The sequence below is a fragment of the Nonomuraea sp. KM88 genome, assembly GCF_052245635.1.
Taxonomy (GTDB): Bacteria; Actinomycetota; Actinomycetes; order Streptosporangiales; family Streptosporangiaceae; genus Nonomuraea.
On sequence record NZ_JBQQCC010000001.1, the window covers coordinates 33267 to 49207 of the forward strand.

The following is a 15941-nucleotide window of genomic DNA, read 5'->3' on the forward strand; positions in this document are numbered from 1 at the left end:
GTCAGAGGCGAACGAGCTTGTCGAAGAGCCTGGCCAGCTCGGTGTCAGGGTCGCTCGTGAGCCCCGCGTGCACCGGCCCGGCCTGCACGATCGTGCTGCGCGGGGCCGTCAGCCAGCGGAACCTGCCGCCGAGCGACTCGCCCTCCAGCGGACCGGCCTCCTCGCCGCAGGCCAGCTCGTACGCGCTCAGCGCCCGGCGTACGCCGTCGAGGTCGGCGCCGGGATCGACGGCCCTCAGCCGGACGGCGTCGAGCTCGACCCGCGCGCACAGGTAGGCGCGCGGCTGGCAGTAGAGCAGCACGCCCGCGTTGATCAGCTCGCCCCGCTCGACCCTGGGCACGACGCGGATCACCGCGTATTCGTAGACGTCCCTGGTCACCGGCCGCCTCCCCGCCAGAACTCGCCGACGGACCCCGGCCCCTGCCTGGGCGCCCTCTGCTCGGAGCGCACCAGCCAGTCGTGCGGCTCGCGCGCCCGCCGGAGCAGGTGATCGGCATAGGCCTCGCGGACGGCGCCGGCCGAGCCGAACCCGGGCTCGCCGTCGAGAAATTCGCCGGGCACCAGCGCCGTCACGGCCTCCAGCAGCTCGGGAGTGATCTTCGCGGCCAGCTCGGCGCCCGCCGCCGCGACGTCGCGGGCGAACGGCGCGAGCACGTGGTCGCCGGCGTCGAACGGTCGCCGCGGGTCGGCCGTCTTCCAGTTGTGGTGGAACCAGAGCGCCGCGCCGTGGTCGATCAGCCAGGTGTCGCCGTGCCAGACCAGCAGGTTGGGGTTGCGCCAGCTCCGGTCGATGTTGTGGATGAGGCCGTCGAACCACACCACCCTCGACGCGAACACCGGATCGGCCGACCAGGCCAGCGGGTCGAACCCGAGCGCGCCCGGCAGGAAGTCGACCGCCAGGTTGAGGCCGGTGCTGGCCTTGAGGAGGTCCTGCACCTCCTCGTCCGGCTCTCTGACGCCGAGCTGGGGGTCGAGGTCGATGAGCTTGAGCTCGGGTGTCCGCAGGCCCAGCCGGCGGCCCAGCTCGGCCGCGATGATCTCGGCGACGAGCACCCGCCGGCCCTGGCCCGCCTCGCGGAACTTCACGACGTAGGTGCCCAGGTCGTCGGCCTCGACGACGCCCGGCAGCGACCCGCCCTCGCGCAGCGGGGTCACGTAGCGCGTGGCCGCGATCCTTTCCAGCACGAGACGAGGCTATCGCCCTGCTCTGCCGCTTCGGGCCGGGCGGGTCAGAGCTTGGCGATGACCTCCTCGGCGAAGCGCTCCATGGTGGCGATCTTGAGCTCCAGGGTGTCCTCGCCGTACCGGGCCTTCTCTTCCGGAGTGGCCAGCCACCAGGGCGCGGCCAGCGTTCCCGTCACGCCCTTGGCGGCGAAGCGCCGGTACGTGCCCGCGTCCGGCAGCACCGCGAGCGGCGCGATGACGTCGAACGGCTGCCCGCTCCTGCCGTTGGCGTCGAGCTGCCGGCGGAGCGTGTCGAGCACGGGGTCGAGCTGCTCCTCGGTGTAGATGCGGTTGCCGATCCAGCCGTCGCCCAGCCGCGCCGCCCGGCGCAGGGCGGCCTCGCTGTCACCGCCCACGTGGACGGGGATGCGCCCGGCGGGGACCGGGCAGATCGACAGGGCGGGCAGGCTGTCCAGGGTGACGGTCTCGCCCGCCCACAACGAGCGCAGCACGGGCAGCATCTCGTCCAGCCGCCGCCCCCGCGTGTGGAAGTCCTGGCCGGTCGCGACGAACTCCTCCTTGCACCAGCCCACCCCCACCCCGAACGTCACCCGCCCCCGCGACAACACCGCCGCCGTGGACACCTGCTTGGCCACGGTGAACAGGTCGCGGACCGGGGCGATGTAGACGTTGGGGGCGAACCGCAGCGACGTGGTCACCGCCGCCATGGCACCGATCGTCACCCACACGTCCGGCCAGTGCGTCCGCGCGTTCCAGCGCGGCCGCCCCGACTTCGAGTACGGGTACGGCGTCTCGAAGTCGGCGTAGAAGAGATGGTCGGAGAGCGTCAGCGTGTCGAAGCCGCACCGTTCGGCGGCCCGCGCGAGCTCCACGAACTGGTCCGTGTCGGAGAACGAGGCCCCCAGCCACATCTTCATCGGAACTCCGGGGCGACCTTGGTGGCGAACATCTCCAGGTTGCGCTTGACCGTGTCGAGCGGCAGCACGCCCTGCTGGCCCTGCATGTAGAGGCCGAACCACTCCAGGTCAGGCATCCGGTCGAGCATGCGCTGGATGCCGCGCTTGACGTCGTCGGGGGTGCCGAAGAGCGCCATCTCCACGTCGTTCATGCGCCTGGCGTCGCCCTTCTCGGGGGAGATGGGCTGGTGTTTCTCGTCCTCCTTCTTCCGCAGCACCTCGAGGTAGCCGAACGGGCCGAAGAAGGCGGCGAAGTCCTTGGGGATGCTGCGGCCGAAGGTGTTGATGGCCTCCTCGGTGGTGTCGGCGATGCCGACGATCTTGAGGATGCCGGTGTGCTCGCCCAGCTTGTAGTGGCGGCCCTGCTTGGCGGACTCCTCCTGGTAGAGCCTGGCCTTCTGGGCGTGGTCGTCGGGGTTGGGGGTGAACATCCACGGCATGATGTCCTCCTGGGCGGCCCTGATGACCGACCGGTCGGAGATCGTGAACGGCTGCCACAGCTCGGGGTGCGGGTTCTGGTACGGCCTGGGGCAGACGGAGACGGCCCGCACCGTGCCGTCGTCGGCGAGCTCTCCGGGCGCGCCGAACGTCCTGGTCCACTCCTGCGCCGGCCAGCCCTCGATGCCCTCGTACGGGAAGGGCACCTGGTAGTCCAGCACGTCGGACTTGTAGCGCAGCGTTTCCTGCGTCCACGCCAGCTTCATGATCTTCAGCACCTCGCCGAAGACGTCGAAGTTGCGGGTGTCGGAGGCCGAGCCGTCCGAGCGGGCGGCGGCGGCGTGCCAGCGCTGGCCCAGCACGTTCATCCAGCGGTTCTGGTAGCCGCGGGCAACGCCGAGGCGCAGCCGTCCCTTGCAGAACTGGTCGAGCAGCGCCACGTCCTCGGCGGCTCTGATCGGGTCCCAGGCGGGCAGGACCAGGCCGAGCGGCGCCAGCAGGATGCGCTCGGTCCTGGCGGCCAGGTCGGTGAGGAACATGAGCGGGTTGACCGAGAACTCCATGCCCTCCGAGTGGAAATGGTGCTCGGTCATCATCAGCGCGTCGAACCCGACCTGGTCGGCGTGGACGGCTATCTCCCGCACCTCGTGCAGCAATCTCTGGTACGACTCCGTGTCACGCCCGATGGGCCGCCTGGCCTTGGCGTTGTCCTCGGCCGCGTAACCAGAGCCGGGAATCTGCGGATTCAGGAAGATAGAGAACTTCACCGTTGGGCCTCTCTCCGCGGATGGTCTTCTGCAAGGTACTCTGGAAATCTTAACCGAGCAATCGCTTGGTCACGACGGGAGGTCGCCATGAGGCTCGGGGTCACGATGTTCGCGACGGACCTGGCCATGCCGGTCCCCGACCTGGCCAGAGCGGCGGAGGAACGCGGCTTCTCCTCGCTCTACCTGCCCGAGCACACCCACATCCCCGTCTCGCGCCGCACCCCTCCCGCGGGCGGGCAGCGGGAACTGCCCGAGGAGTACAAGCGCACCCTCGACCCCCTCGTCGCCCTCTCCTTCGCCGCCGCCGCGACCGAGCGGCTGCGCCTGGGCACCGGCATCCTGCTCGCCGCCCAGCGCGACCCCATCGTGACCGCCAAGGCCGTCGCCACCCTCGACCACCTTTCCGGCGGGCGCGTGGTGGTCGGCGTCGGGTTCGGCTGGAACGTCGAGGAGATCGAGAACCACGGAGTCCCGTACGGCCGCCGCCGCGAGGTCGCCAGGCGCAACGTGCTGGCGATGCGGGCCCTGTGGCGCGACGAGGTGGCCGCGTTCGACGGGTTCGAGCCGTCCTGGTCCTGGCCCAAGCCGGTGCGGATCCCGCCCGTGTACGTGGGCGGCGCCGCCGGGCCGAAGGTGTTCGCGCACGTCGCCGAGTACGCCGACGGCTGGATGCCGATCGGCGGCCACGGGATCAAGGCGGCGCTGCCCGCGCTGCGCGAAGCGTGCGAAAAGGCCGGGCGGCCGATGGCCGAAGTGATACCGTTCGGGACACGGCCGACGAAGGAGAAGCTCGACTACTTCGCCGGTCTCGGCATCGAGGAAGCCGTGGCCGCACTGCCGAGCGGGTTCGCGGACGAGGTGCTGCGCTTTCTTGATCAGTACGCGGCCCTTCACTGATGACGGGCATAATGGCGGTATATGTCCGAGCTTCGTGCCGATGATCCGCGGCGACTTGGGCCGTACCGGCTGGCACGCAGGCTCGGCCAGGGCGGCCAGGGCGTCGTGTACCTCGGCGAATCTCCGCAAGGCGCCAAAGTCGCGATCAAGCTCCTGCGTGCCAGCCTGTCGAGCGCCCCCGACGTGCGGCGCAGGTTCCTCGGCGAGGTCGAGGCCGTGCGCCGGGTGGCGGCCTTCTGCACGGCCCAGCTGATCGAGGCCGACCTCGAAGGCGACCGGCCCTACCTGGTCAGCGAGTATGTCGAAGGCCCCTCGCTGCGCGAGCACATCGTCGCGGAGGGGCCCCGCCAGGGCGGCTCGCTCGACCGCCTGGCCATCGGCACCGCCACCGCCCTCGGCGCCATCCACCGCGCCGGAGTCGTGCACCGCGACTTCAAGCCGGGCAACGTGCTGCTCGGGCTCGACGGGCCGCGCGTGATCGACTTCGGCGTGTCCAGGCTCGTGAACACCGAGGCGACCACCGGCCACATCCCCGTGGGCACCCCGGCCTACATGGCGCCCGAGCGCATCCACGGAGAGCCCGCGGGGCCGCCCGCCGACCTGTGGGCGTGGGGGCTGACCGTCGCGTACACCGCCAGCGGCCGGCACGCGTTCACGGCGGAGACGCACCGGGAGGTGCTGGCCAGGATCCTGTACGGCAAGCCGGACCTCGGACCGCTGCGCGGGCCGCTGCGCGAGATCGTGCAGGCGTGCCTGGCCCCCGAGCCCGGGGACCGGCCGAGCGCCGAGGAGGTGCTGCTGCGGCTCCTGGGGCAGCAGGCGGCCGGCGAGCAGGACGTGCTGACGTCCGGCGCCATGGCCGCCGTCGCCGCCGCCGAGCAGGACGAGATCGTGATCACCGACCCTGACCCGACGACGAGCTTCCCCGTCGTACGCGTCCGCGAGACGGCCCCCACCTCCGGTGCGGCCGGGCCGGGAAGGACCGGAAGCACGTCCGGAGGCGCGGGCCGGGAGAGCGGCGGAAGCACGGCCGGCGAGGGCGCGGACGGTGACGGGCCGCTCCCAGGGACGCGGCCCGCGCGGAGGCGGGTGCGGCTCTGGCAGGCCGTCGTGGCGGTGACCGGGCTCGCCATGGGGGTGGCCGGGTTCGTGTTCTGGCTGCGCGGCGCCCAGGGTCCCGGCCTCGAAGGCACGTGGACCGGCTCGGCCGAGCACTTCACCGCCGAGCGCGTCTTCCCCATCGAACTGCACATGCACTCCGGCGGCGGTGCCATGCGATGGGGAGCGGATCTGCACTGTTCCGGACGGATCGGGCAGACCGGCACCCAGCTGGTGTTCACCCTCGATCAGGTTCAGGGCGAGGAGTGTTATTCGGGGACACTGCGGATGCTCCCGACCGCCGACACTAACCAGATGGCCATCAAGGTCACCCGCCACGGTGAGGACGACGTTACGTATTCGGGCAAGGTCGCCCGCACCTCCTGACCTGCTGTATCACGGTCAGGCAGCGATTGGCCTGCGCACGGTTGACTGCGGGCGGCCCGTTGCCTTCAGTAGGAAGCAGGCGGCGAGGGGAGGGTGCCCGTGCCAACGGCACAGCCGCTCAGGACGGGGGACCCGCAGCGGCTCGGGGAGTACACGCTCTCCGGGCGCCTGGGCGAGGGCGGTCAGGGTGCGGTGTTCCTCGGCACGAGGGGCGGGGAAAGATACGCGGTCAAGCTGCTGCATGGGCCGGTCGGCGACGAGCGGGGGGCGTTCCTGCGGGAAGTCGAGTTGGCCAAGCACGTGGCGCGGTTCTGCACGGCGCAGGTGGTCGACGCCGGGTTCGACGAGGGCCGGCCGTACATCGTGAGCGAATATGTCGAGGGGCCCTCGCTGCAGCGGGAGGTCGCGCTCACGGGGCCGCGGCGGGGCGGCGCACTGGAGCGGCTCGCGGTCGGCACCGCGACCGCGCTCGCGGCGATCCACCGGGCCGGGATCGTGCACCGCGACTTCAAGCCCCAGAACGTGCTGCTCGGCCCCGACGGGCCGCGCGTGATCGACTTCGGCCTGGCCAAGGCGCTGGACGCGGCGGCCACGGTGAGCGGCAGGGGCGTGGGGACACCTGCATACATGGCGCCCGAGCAGATCACCGCGTCGGCGGTCACCGGGGCGGCGGACGTGTTCTCGTGGGGCGCGACGATGTGCTTCGCGGCCAACGCGAGCGCGCCGTTCGGGCAGGACTCCGTCGCGCCGGTGCTGCACCGCATCCTGACCGCGGCGCCCGAACTCGGGCTGCTGGACGGCCACTTGCGCACGCTGGTGGAGTCGTGCCTGGACAAGGACGCCCGCAACCGGCCGACCAGCAGGGACCTGCTGCTCGCGCTGCTGGGTGACGCGGGCGCCGTGCCGGACGGCGTGCTGAGCTCGCCACCCGGCCCCATCCTGCGGGCCGTGCCGCCGCTGATCTCCGAGCCGCGACCCCCGATGGCCGAGCCTGAGGAGACGGGGGCGTCCGGCGGTTACGTGCTGCCCGAGTCGCGGGAGCCCGCGGGGTCCGGGTCCGCTCGTGGAGAGCCCGGCAGGGAGCAGGGCGCGTCCGGAGCTCCCGCCTCGGTGGATCTCCCCGCAGGGGCGGGTGGCGGGTCCGGGGCCACCGGGTGGGGGCGGGTGGGGCGCCCGCCCGAGACGTCGGGGCCCGGTCCTGGCACGCAGCTGACCCAGCCCCCGAGACGGGGCTGGCCGAGGGCCGCCGTCGCCGTCTGCGCGGCGCTCACGGTGACCGCCGCCGTGCTGCTCACGGTGCTCATCCCCACGTTCGACGACCAGCGGGGTGCGCAGGCGGGACCGCGGCTGCGCGACACGTACCCGCCCGTGATCACGCAGTCGCCGATCGGCGAGTCCACCCCGATCAGGACCAGGAAGGAGACGCAGGAGCAGCGCGAGCCCACCGCGAAGCCACCCCCGGTGACCCGCCCGGTCACCGTGCCGGTGCCTTCCCTGGTCGGGATGAGCAAGGGCGCGGCGACCAAGGCACTCAAGAAGGCCGGGCTGGCACTGGGCACGGTCACCGAGGCCGACTCGCCGGAGAAGATCGGCCAGGTGCTCGGCAGCGAGCCCGCCTCCGGCGCGGAGGCGGCCAAGGGCAGCAAGGTCGCGCTCCAGGTGTCGAAGGGGGTGGCGGTGCCCGCGGTCACGGGCGAGCCGCGCCGGGCCGCCGAGAACGCCCTGACCGGCGCGGGCCTCGAGGTCGGCACGATCAGCCACACCTGCTCCGCCCAGCCCGGCGGCCGGGTGCTCGGCAGCGACCCCGAAGCGGGCAGCCGCGTCTCCGGTGGCACCTCGGTGAACCTCACCCTGTCCCGCCACGGCACGGCTGTGCCGCCCGTCGTCGGCCGGACCAGGGTGGACGGGCGGGCGGCCCTGGAGGCCGCCGGCTTCAGGGTGCGCCAGCGCGGGCAGGTGGTGGAGGACGAGTCGCGGGCGGGCACGATCCTGCGCCAGAGCGTCCAGGCGGGCACCTGCGCCAAGCCGGGAGCCACGGTCGTGATCATCGTCGGCGTGGCCGGCCAGTCAGGCCCTCCCGACCCCGGCGACGAGCAGCCTTCGCCGACCCCGAGCGGCCAGGTCCCCGGCGAGTGACCGCCCGGGCGCCTCGCACGGACCTGTGCGTGCCGCGCCGTTCCCGGGGCAGGTGCAGCTCATGAAAAAGTTGTTCATGTTCTTCGCCGCGAAGTGGCTGACCCGGACGCCGCTCGCACTCGCCGTGCTAGGGCTGGGCTGGCTCCTGAGCCGGCGCCGCAGGCAGCGGCAGGAGGGCGCCCGGCCGCCGGAGCGGGGGCAGGCGGTTCATCGCCAGGTTCCGCGACTTCAGTAGATTCGGTGCGAACAAATGTGGACTTCCTGCTAAGGACATCGCACGCGATCCGGGGCAGCCTTGTCGGCACCGCCAGGGGAGGCATGGCACGTACTTCTTCTGGTCGGCGTCCGCGTCGTTGGTCACGGAAGGAGTTGTCATGAAGGGACTCATGCGGCGGGCGGGTGAGCGGCTCGTCGGGGCGGTCTTGCCGAGCGTGGAAGCCGGCGCCTGTGTGGCGGAACACGGCCAGTGCTGCAAGAAGGGCTACCGCTTCAACTGCATGGGCAGCTGCACCAGCAAGTCGTCCACCTGCAAGTGAACGCGTAATCACCCCGGCGGGGGACGCTGCCGCGTGCCCCGCCGCCGTGTCCACCCGGAGGGGCTGAGGTGCTTGACCTGTTCGCCCGCGCGTTACTCGCCGTTGTCTTCTCTGCGGCGGTCGTGGGGAAGGTGCGTTCCAGGCAAGGGCTGGCCGGGTTCCGTGACCTGGTCGCGGCGGTCGGGCCGCGGTGGCTGCCCGCCGGTCCGGTCGCCGGCGTGGTGGTGATGGGGGAGGCCGGCACCGTGGTGCTGCTGGCTGTCCCCGGCATGCGGCCGGCCGGCTACGCCATGGCGGCCGTGCTTCTCGTGATGTTCTGCGCTGGGATCGCGCGTGCGGTCCTGTCCAGGCAGCCGGTGCGTTGTCAGTGTTTCGGCGCGGGTGGCGGCCTGCTCGGGCCGCGGCATCTGGTCCGCAACGGTCTGCTGGTGGCCGTCGCCGTGGCAGGCGCGTTCGCCGGCGGCGTGCCCGCGTCCGCTCCGGGCGCGCTGGTCGCCGTGGTCGCCGGAGCGTTCGCCGGTCTGCTCACGATCCGCTGGGAGGATGTCGCGTTCCTCCTCGTTCCCGCAGGGAGAAACCGTTGACCGTGCTCGCCACCGCTGTCGTGCTGCTCGCTGCCGTGGTCGCGGTGCACCTGCTGTTCACCTTCGGGCTGGTGGCCAGGGTCCGCGAACTGCAGGAGCACGGCGGCGCGCCCGCTCGCCACACGAGCGTGCCGAGGCCCGGCACGGTCGTCGGCCCGTTCTCGGTGACCGGCGTGGACGGCGTCCCGATCTCCGAGGCCGATCTGGACGGCCCGGTCCAGGTCGGGTTCTTCCAGGTCGGTTGCGGGCCGTGCCGGATGTTGTCGGACGCGCTGGTCGCCGCTCCGCCGGAGGCGCGGTTCGTGTCCATGGTGCAAGGTGATCCGGATGCTCCTGAGGCGACGGAGCGGTTGGTCGCCAAGCTCGGCGTGCTGGGCCGGGTCGCGCTCATCGGGGTCGACGATCCCGTGCTGAGCGCGTTCGAGATCGTCGCGTTCCCGACGTTGCTGCACACGCACAGCGGCGTGGTGACCGCGTCCGGCACCCGGCTCGACGACTTCGCGCAGGCCACCGGCGCTCCGGCGAAGGTGGCATGACCCGGTCCGCCGCCCGTGCCGGCGTGGTGGCGCTCGCGTTGCCGTTCCGGTCCGCGCCGGTGACCGCCACCACCGCGCTGGGACTGACCGTGCTCGCGGGTGCCGCGCCCGCGAGCGCGGCATGGCTGACGATGCTGCTGGTCAACGAGCTCACCACGGGTACAGCGAACGCGGGCCGGGTGGTGTTCCTCGCCATCGCTTCGGCGCTCGCGGGAGGGCTGGCCATCGCTCTTCTGTATCTCGCCGGGTATCTCGGCGAGGTGGTCCAGCACCGGGTCACGCTGACCGTGGAGAGCCGGCTGTTCCAGCGGGTCGCCGCCCTGCCAGGGCTGCGACATCTCGAGGATCCCGCGTTCCACGACCGGTTGCGGCTCGCCGAGCAGGCCGCGCAGGAAGCGCCCGGCACGGTCTCGCAGTTCGCGCAAGAGCTGGTCCGCTCGGTGGTGCTGCTCACCAGCTTCGCGGGTGTGCTGCTGGCTGTGTGGCCGCCGATGACCCTGCTGCTGCTCGTGTCGGTGTTGACCGCCGTGCTCGCCAGGCTGGCGACCGCGCGGCGCGAGGCGGCCACCGAGGAGGCGTGGGTGGCCACGGACCGGCGCCGCCTGTTCTACCGGGCGCTGCTCACCGATGTGCGTGCCGCCAAGGAGATCAGGTTGTTCGGCATCGGCACGCTGCTGCACACCAGGATGATCGACTCGCTGGCGGCGGTCACGCACGCACGGCTGTCCGTGGCACGCCGCGGCGCACTGGCGCAGAGCGGGCTCGCGCTGCTCGGCGCCGCCGTCACCGGGATGGGCACGGTCGTGGTCGCCACGAACGTCGCCACCGGTGGCTCGCCGGTCGGCGACCTGGTGCTGTTCCTCGGTGCGGTGGCCGGCGTGCAGGCCGGGCTGTCCGGCGTGGTGCTCCAACTCGGCGAGGCCGTCCGCGCGGCGCGGCTGTTCGTGCACTACCTCGACGTCCTCGACACCGGTGACGACCTGCCGGACGGCACGGGCACGCCACCTCCGTCGGCGACCATCGAGGTGCGCGACGTCTGGTTCCGGTACGGCGAGGAAGGCCCGTGGGTGCTGCGCGGGGTGACCCTGACCGTTCCCGCCGGCGCCGCTGTGGGACTCGTCGGCGTCAACGGGGCGGGCAAGAGCACGCTGGTGAAACTGCTGTGCCGGTTCTACGACCCGCAGCGCGGCGCGATCACCTGGGGTGGTGTGGACATCCGCGAGCTGGACGTCGCGGCACTGCGCGCGCGGATCGGCGTGGTGTTCCAGGATTTCATGACCTACGACCTGACCGCGGCCGAGAACATCGGCATCGGGCAGGTCCAGCACCTCGGCGACCGGCCACGGATCGCCGCGGCCGCGCGGGCGGCAGGCGCCGACGACACCGTGGCGGCCCTGCCCAGCGGCTACGACACCGTCCTTTCCCGGACGCACACCGACGACGACGGCGAGCGGGCCGGCGTGACGCTGTCCGGCGGGCAGTGGCAGCGGATGGCCCTGGCCCGCTGCCTGATGCGCACCGACGCCGAGCTGATCGTGCTGGACGAGCCCACCTCGGGACTGGACGCCGAGGGCGAGCACCGTGTGCACACCACCGTGCGCCGGCACGCGCGGGGCCGTACCAGGCTGCTGATCTCCCACCGCATGTCCGCGCTACGCGGCGCCGACCTGATCGTCACCCTCGTCGACGGCCGGGTCGCCGAGCAGGGCAGCCACGACCAGCTGATGGACGCGGACGGCGAGTACGCCCGGCTGTTCCGCCTCCAGGCCGGCGGCTACCAGGACGCGAGGGTGCCATGATCGGCTGGATCAGAGTGACCGTGCGCGGCACCAGCATGGCGCCGACCCTGCACGACGGCCAGCACCTGCTCGCACGCCGGCTACGCCGCGACCCCCGGCGCAACGACATCATCGTCTTCCGGGTCGCGGACGAGCGCCTGCCGCACCGGATCAAGCGGGTCGCCGCCATCGCCGGCGACCCGCTGCCCGACTGGCTTGCCCCCTCGATGCCGGATGTGCCGCACGTGCCGGCCGGGCATGTCGCGGTGGCCGGGGACAACCCACGCTCCCAGGACTCCCGCCAGCTGGGGCTGGTCGACTGCCGCGACATCATCGGCACCGTCCCCTTCCCGGGCGGTGGCATGCTCACTTGAGCGCCCCTGCCGTCAGCCCCGCGACGATGCGGCGCTGGAAGAACAGCACCAGCAGCACCAGCGGGATCGTCACGAGCACGCCCGCCGCCATCTGCGTGCCGAACGGGGTGTCGAACTTGGCCGCGCCCGTGAACTGGGCGATCCGGACCGTGGCCGTCTGGCGGGACTGGTCGTTGACCATGGTGACGGCGATGATGAACTCGTTCCAGGTCGCGATGAAGGCCAGGATCGCCGTGGTGAAGACCCCCGGCGCCGCCAGGGGGAGGATGACGCGGCGGAAGGCGGCGAAGGCGGTGCAGCCGTCGATCATGGCGGCCTGCTCCAGCTCGTACGGCAGCTGCCGGAAGAACGTCGTCAGGTTCCAGATGGTCAGCGGCAGGGCGAAGGACATCGACGGGACGATCATCGCCTGGTAGGTGTTGATCCAGCCGATCGTCGTGAACAACTTGAGCAGCGGCACGATCAGCAGCGCGCCGGGGAACATGGACACGGCGATCACGAGGGCCAGGATGACGTTCTTGCCGCGGAAGGCCAGCCGGGCCAGCGCGTACGCGGCCATGGTGCCGACCAGGAGGGTGACCGCCGTGGTGGTGCCCGCGACGACGAGGCTGTTGACCAGCGACCGGCCGAAGCCCATGCCCTCGGCGAAGACCGCGTCGTAGCTCTCCAGCGACCACGGGGCGGGCAGCGGAGACTTGTCGTGGATGTCGGCGGTGCGGCGGAAACTCGACACCACCATCCAGTAGAACGGCACCAGGCAGTACAGCGCGATGCCGGTCATCGCGGCCCTACGCCACATGGCGGGCCGCCTTCCTGCGCGAGCGCACGTCGCTCAGCAGGTCGGCTCCGAGCAGCCTGACGAACACGAACGCGATCACCGCGATGTAGGCGAACAACGCCGTCCCGTACGCCGACGCGGGCCCGTAGTGCACCCGTGTCGCCTCGTCCCAGATGAGCCCCGACAACGTCTCCACCGACTGCTTGCGCGGTCCGACCAGCACGTACGGCAGGTCGAAGATGCGCAGCGCGTCCATCAGCCGGAACAGCACGGCCACCAGCAGGGCGGGTCTGACCAGGGGCAACGTGATCCGCCAGAACGTCTGCGAGGGGGTGGCGCCGTCGACCTTGGCGGCCTCGTACACGCTGGACGGGATGATCTGCAGCCCGGCCAGCACGAGCAGGCCGACGAAGGGGGCGGTCTTCCAGGTGTCGGCGACGATCACGGCGAGCTTGGCCCAGGGGCCGTCCGCGGTCCAGAGGATGTCGGTGCCGAGCAGGGCGTTCGCCACCCCGTCCGCCTGGAAGATCCACTTCCACATCAGGCCCGCGACCGCGGTCGGGACCGCCCATGGGATGAGGATGCTGGCCCGCAGGAACGCCTGCCCCCTGAAGGCCCGCCGCATGACCAGCGCCATGGCCACCCCGAGCACGACCTCCAGCGCCACCGTCACCACGGTGAACAGGGTGGTGTTGAACGCGGCGTTCACGAACCGCTGCTCCACCACGCCCGCGTAGTTGGCGAGCCCGGCGAACCACTCGCCCTCCACCACGAACCCGTCCGCGTCGAGCCGCTGCCCGCTCTCGTAGAACGACTCGCGCATGGCGGCGAGCAGCGGGTAGAGGACCACGAGCGCCAGCACGATCATGGTGGGCGACAGCATGGCCGCGGCCGTCCACGACTGGCCGCGCGGGGCCGCCGGGCGCACCCTCACGTGAGCAGCGGGCCGAGGGCCGACTGCAGCTCGGTCAGTGCCTGGTCGACGGGCTTGGCGCCGGTGACGATGGCGTACGCGGACTCCTGGACGGCGGCGGTCACGTCGCCGTACTTGACGGCCGCGGGGCGCGGCACGGCGGCGAGGATGCCCTCCTTGAGCGCCGGCAGGTACGGGTACTTCTTGACCAGCTCGGGATCCTCGTAGATCGCGGTCCGCGCCACCGGCATCGAGCTGGTCCGCGCGAACGCCTTGATCTGCGCGGCGCTGGTCATGAACGCGACGAAGTCCCTGGCGCTCTGCTTGTGCTTGGAGAAGGCGGAGACGGCCAGGTTGTTGCCGCCCAGCGTGCCCGCGCCCGGGCCGGTCAGCCCGGGGATGGGCGCCACGTCGAACTTGTCCACGACCTCGCTGGAGCCGTCGGTCTTCTGCGCGGCCTCGTAGCCGTAGGCCCAGTTGCGGTAGAAGAGCAGCTTGCCCTCCTGGAAGGCGACCCGTCCCTCTTCCTCCTTGTACGTGATCGCCTCCTTGGGGATCATGCCGCTGTCGAATCCGTCGGCGAGGAACCGCGCTGCCTGCTTCGCCGCCTCGCTGGTGACCTGGGGCTTGCCGGAGGCGTCGAGCAGCCGGCCGCCGGCGGAGGCGACGGCCTCGGCGAAGTTCACGGTCAGGCCCTCGTACTTGTCGAACTGGCCGGCGTAGCAGCTCATGCCCTTCTGCCCGGGCAGGACGTCCGCGCAGATCTTCTTCATCTCGTCCCAAGTCTTGGGCGGCTCCTTGACCAGGTCGGTGCGGTAGTAGAGCAGGCCGGTGCCGGTGAACAGCGGCATCGCATAGAGCTTGTCTCGATACTTCCCTGTTTCGATGGTGGTGGGGAGGAGGCCGGTCGTGTCCAGCTTCAGCTCGTCCACCCACCGGTTCGCGGCGAACTCGCTGGTCCACACCGCGTCGATGAGGATGACGTCGCCGGTGTCCGACTTGGTCTGCGCGCTCTGGATGAGCTTGCGGCGCTGCTCGTCGGCGCTCTCCGGGAGCAGCACGACGGTCGCCTTCTCGTCGGGGTGCGCGGCGTTCCAGGCGTCGACGATCTTCTGCACCGACTCGGCCTCGAACTTGCCGCCGAGGAACGTGATCGGCCCGCGCCCGCCGTTCTCCTGCGCGTCCGGCGCGCTCGCGGGGGTCGGCGAGCCGCAGCCGGCCAGTCCCGCGCCGAGCGCCAGCGCGGCGGCGATGTGGATTGCCTTCATCGGGGGGTTCCTTCCAGGGTTACGGTCTCGCCGCGCAGCCGCGACCGCTCGGCCGCCCAGGCGATGAGGTGGCTGTGCAGGCTCTCGCGGGGCGAGGAGAGGATCGGGGCGCGCTCTCTCGTGGCCACCGCGGTCAGGAACGCCTCGACCAGCGCCTGGTCGCCGCCGCCGTGGCCGCCCCTCGCCGTCGCGTCGCCGGTGGGGCGGGTGTCGACGGTCTCGGAGCGGCCGGTGACGAAGTCGGTCACGGTCAGGCGGTCGCCGTCGCCCTCGATGGAGCCGCGGGTGCCGAAGACGCGCGTCTGCCGGTGGAGCGCCGGGGTGAACGCCGTCATCGTGAACGACGCGGTCGCGCCTCCCTCGAACTCCAGGTTCACGACCTGGTGGTCGACCACGTCGTTGTCGCAGGCGTACACGCACCTGCCGTACGGGCCGGTCCTGAGCGCCTCCAGCACCCCCTGCTCGGAGACGTCGTCGGTGAGCACGGACAGCGGCCACTCGTCCCCGCCCGCCAGCGGCAGGTAGATGCGCCGGGCGGAGTAGGGGCAGTCGGGCTCGACCCGGCAGTCGAGGCAGCGGTCGGCGGCGCCCTCCGGCCGGTTCTCGGGGCGGAAGTGCTGGAGGCCGCCGAACGACGACACGCGGGTGACCTGCCGGCCCGTCAGGTGCACCAGCCAGTCGAGGTCGTGGCACGACTTGGCGAGCAGCATGAACGTGGACTCGTCGGCCCGCCGCCAGTTGCCCCGCACGTACGAGTGCGCCTGGTGCCACCAGCCGACCGGCTCCAGGTGCTGGATGTTGACGATTTCGCCGATCCGTCCCGCGTCGAGCAGCTCTTTCAGCACCCTGGTGTACGGCGTGTAGCGCAGCACGTGGCAGACGGCGAACATCGCGCCGGAGCGCTCGGCGGCGTTCACGATCGCGTGGCAGTCGTCCTCCGAGGCCGCCATGGGCTTCTCCAGCAGGATGTCGTAGCCCAGCTCGGCGAAGCGCACGGCCGGCTCGACGTGCTCGCGGTCCTGGGTGGCGATGACGACCGCGTCCGCCTGGCGGGGCAGCGCGGCCAGCTCGCGCCAGCCGGCGTACGGGGTCGCGTCGGGGAACCTGCCGCGGCGGCGGGCGAGCGGGTCGGCCACCGCGACCACGCGCGCCCGGCCGGTCTCGACGGCGTGGTCGGCGTAGGAGGCGCCCCGCGAGCCCGCGCCGACGATGGCGAGCGTGATCATAGCGCTCCTCACTTATGTAACCAATTCACGTATGTCGGCCGATGCTAAGATCCGGGCTGGTAGACGTCAATAGGGAAGTTATGG

General features: G+C 71.7%; 17 protein-coding genes. 9 read left to right on the forward strand and 8 right to left on the reverse strand.

Going from position 1 to position 15941, the window contains the following annotated elements; genetic code table 11:
• Position 1: 1 nt before the first annotated feature.
• From ACTWPV_RS00155 to ACTWPV_RS00170, 4 genes are read right to left on the reverse strand one after another with little or no spacing between them, the layout of a single operon-like run.
• Complete coding sequence (locus ACTWPV_RS00155; protein ID WP_347641426.1) at positions 2-379, reverse strand: DUF3037 domain-containing protein; 378 nt, start codon at positions 377-379, stop codon at positions 2-4.
• Positions 376-1185 carry a HipA family kinase gene (locus ACTWPV_RS00160; protein ID WP_443150100.1) on the reverse strand — a complete coding sequence of 270 codons (810 nt, stop codon included), beginning with the start codon at positions 1183-1185 and terminating at the stop codon, positions 376-378. Before ACTWPV_RS00160 ends, ACTWPV_RS00155 begins: the two co-directional genes overlap by 4 nt.
• A gap of 44 nt (positions 1186-1229) precedes the next feature.
• A complete protein-coding gene (locus ACTWPV_RS00165) occupies positions 1230-2102 on the reverse strand; it encodes a TIGR03619 family F420-dependent LLM class oxidoreductase (RefSeq protein ID WP_443150101.1) in 873 nt (290 codons plus the stop codon).
• Entirely contained in the window at positions 2099-3346 is a 1248-nt protein-coding gene (locus ACTWPV_RS00170) for an LLM class flavin-dependent oxidoreductase (RefSeq protein ID WP_443150102.1), read from the reverse strand. Before ACTWPV_RS00170 ends, ACTWPV_RS00165 begins: the two co-directional genes overlap by 4 nt.
• An 87-nt stretch (positions 3347-3433) precedes the next feature.
• Between ACTWPV_RS00170 and ACTWPV_RS00175 the strand changes: the two genes are divergently transcribed.
• The 9 genes from ACTWPV_RS00175 (at position 3434) to lepB (ending at position 11672) form a co-directional block, all read left to right on the forward strand.
• A complete protein-coding gene (locus ACTWPV_RS00175; protein WP_443150103.1) occupies positions 3434-4243 on the forward strand; it encodes a TIGR03619 family F420-dependent LLM class oxidoreductase in 810 nt (269 codons plus the stop codon).
• Between the two features lie 21 nt (positions 4244-4264).
• Positions 4265-5728 (forward strand): serine/threonine-protein kinase, encoded by a 1464-nt coding sequence (locus ACTWPV_RS00180; protein WP_443150104.1) that lies wholly within the window; start codon positions 4265-4267, stop codon positions 5726-5728.
• Between the two features lie 99 nt (positions 5729-5827).
• Positions 5828-7864 carry a PASTA domain-containing protein gene (locus tag ACTWPV_RS00185; RefSeq protein WP_443150105.1) on the forward strand — a complete coding sequence of 679 codons (2037 nt, stop codon included), beginning with the start codon at positions 5828-5830 and terminating at the stop codon, positions 7862-7864.
• Positions 7865-7925: 61 nt separating this feature from the next.
• Complete coding sequence (locus ACTWPV_RS00190; RefSeq protein ID WP_443150106.1) at positions 7926-8099, forward strand: DUF6203 family protein; 174 nt, start codon at positions 7926-7928, stop codon at positions 8097-8099.
• A gap of 139 nt (positions 8100-8238) precedes the next feature.
• On the forward strand, positions 8239-8400 hold the full coding sequence (locus ACTWPV_RS00195) for a hypothetical protein (protein WP_347641434.1): 162 nt from the start codon (positions 8239-8241) through the stop codon (positions 8398-8400).
• A gap of 68 nt (positions 8401-8468) precedes the next feature.
• Positions 8469-8984, forward strand: coding sequence for a MauE/DoxX family redox-associated membrane protein (locus ACTWPV_RS00200; protein WP_443150107.1), 516 nt, complete (start codon positions 8469-8471; stop codon positions 8982-8984).
• Positions 8981-9520 carry a TlpA family protein disulfide reductase gene (locus ACTWPV_RS00205; RefSeq protein WP_443150108.1) on the forward strand — a complete coding sequence of 180 codons (540 nt, stop codon included), beginning with the start codon at positions 8981-8983 and terminating at the stop codon, positions 9518-9520. Before ACTWPV_RS00200 ends, ACTWPV_RS00205 begins: the two co-directional genes overlap by 4 nt.
• Positions 9517-11319, forward strand: a complete 1803-nt coding sequence (locus ACTWPV_RS00210) for an ABC transporter ATP-binding protein (RefSeq protein WP_443150109.1) — start codon at positions 9517-9519, stop codon at positions 11317-11319. Before ACTWPV_RS00205 ends, ACTWPV_RS00210 begins: the two co-directional genes overlap by 4 nt.
• Positions 11316-11672, forward strand: a complete 357-nt coding sequence (gene lepB, locus ACTWPV_RS00215) for a signal peptidase I (RefSeq protein WP_347641438.1) — start codon at positions 11316-11318, stop codon at positions 11670-11672. Before ACTWPV_RS00210 ends, lepB begins: the two co-directional genes overlap by 4 nt.
• Here lepB and ACTWPV_RS00220 read toward each other — a convergent pair.
• The 4 genes from ACTWPV_RS00220 to ACTWPV_RS00235 are packed head-to-tail and all read right to left on the reverse strand — an operon-like array spanning position 11665 to position 15857.
• Positions 11665-12471: a carbohydrate ABC transporter permease gene (locus tag ACTWPV_RS00220; protein ID WP_443150110.1), complete on the reverse strand. Its 807-nt coding sequence runs from the start codon at positions 12469-12471 to the stop codon at positions 11665-11667. The two genes, lepB and ACTWPV_RS00220, sit on opposite strands and share 8 nt — an antisense overlap.
• Positions 12461-13384: a carbohydrate ABC transporter permease gene (locus ACTWPV_RS00225; protein WP_443150111.1), complete on the reverse strand. Its 924-nt coding sequence runs from the start codon at positions 13382-13384 to the stop codon at positions 12461-12463. Before ACTWPV_RS00225 ends, ACTWPV_RS00220 begins: the two co-directional genes overlap by 11 nt.
• Positions 13381-14631, reverse strand: a complete 1251-nt coding sequence (locus ACTWPV_RS00230; protein WP_443150112.1) for an ABC transporter substrate-binding protein — start codon at positions 14629-14631, stop codon at positions 13381-13383. Before ACTWPV_RS00230 ends, ACTWPV_RS00225 begins: the two co-directional genes overlap by 4 nt.
• The gene (locus ACTWPV_RS00235; RefSeq protein ID WP_443150113.1) at positions 14628-15857 is read right to left on the reverse strand and encodes a Gfo/Idh/MocA family protein; all 1230 of its coding nucleotides are present in this window, start codon (positions 15855-15857) and stop codon (positions 14628-14630) included. The genes ACTWPV_RS00230 and ACTWPV_RS00235 overlap by 4 nt, the downstream gene beginning before the upstream one ends.
• Positions 15858-15941: the final 84 nt, after the last annotated feature.

Coding starts and splice junctions, on each gene's coding strand:
- ACTWPV_RS00195 (WP_347641434.1), top strand. CDS start 8,239: ATGAAGGGACTCATGCGGCGGGCGGGTGAGCGGCTCGTCGGGGCGGTC.
- ACTWPV_RS00220 (WP_443150110.1), bottom strand. CDS start 12,471: ATGTGGCGTAGGGCCGCGATGACCGGCATCGCGCTGTACTGCCTGGTG.
- ACTWPV_RS00235 (WP_443150113.1), bottom strand. CDS start 15,857: ATGATCACGCTCGCCATCGTCGGCGCGGGCTCGCGGGGCGCCTCCTAC.
- ACTWPV_RS00180 (WP_443150104.1), top strand. CDS start 4,265: ATGTCCGAGCTTCGTGCCGATGATCCGCGGCGACTTGGGCCGTACCGG.
- ACTWPV_RS00175 (WP_443150103.1), top strand. CDS start 3,434: ATGAGGCTCGGGGTCACGATGTTCGCGACGGACCTGGCCATGCCGGTC.
- ACTWPV_RS00165 (WP_443150101.1), bottom strand. CDS start 2,102: ATGAAGATGTGGCTGGGGGCCTCGTTCTCCGACACGGACCAGTTCGTG.
- ACTWPV_RS00230 (WP_443150112.1), bottom strand. CDS start 14,631: ATGAAGGCAATCCACATCGCCGCCGCGCTGGCGCTCGGCGCGGGACTG.
- ACTWPV_RS00210 (WP_443150109.1), top strand. CDS start 9,517: ATGACCCGGTCCGCCGCCCGTGCCGGCGTGGTGGCGCTCGCGTTGCCG.
- ACTWPV_RS00190 (WP_443150106.1), top strand. CDS start 7,926: ATGAAAAAGTTGTTCATGTTCTTCGCCGCGAAGTGGCTGACCCGGACG.
- lepB (WP_347641438.1), top strand. CDS start 11,316: ATGATCGGCTGGATCAGAGTGACCGTGCGCGGCACCAGCATGGCGCCG.